Annotated in this window: 1 protein-coding gene; it reads left to right on the forward strand. The window is 68.8% G+C overall.

What is annotated here, in order from left to right; translation table 11 throughout:
- The coding region (locus tag ODJ79_RS46925; protein WP_263030225.1) for a molybdopterin-dependent oxidoreductase at nt 1–266 on the forward strand (266 nt) is incomplete at both ends.

Here is a 266-nt window from a genome sequence, read left to right on the forward strand (position 1 = left end):
GCCCGCTTCTACAACCTGCTCGGCGGCGCGATGCTGTCGTTCTACGACTGGTACGCCGACCTGCCGGTGGCCTCGCCGCAGATGTTCGGCGACCAGACCGACGTGCCGGAGTCGGGAGACTGGTGGGACGCCGGCTACCTGATCATGTGGGGGTCGAACCTGCCGGTCACCCGCACGCCGGACGCGCACTGGATGGCCGAGGCGCGCTACCGCGGGCAGAAGGTGATCGCGGTGGCCCCGGACTATGCGGACAACGTGAAGTTCGC

It is taken from the genome of Actinoplanes sp. KI2 (assembly GCF_025630775.1).
Lineage (GTDB): Bacteria > Actinomycetota > Actinomycetes > Mycobacteriales > Micromonosporaceae > Actinoplanes.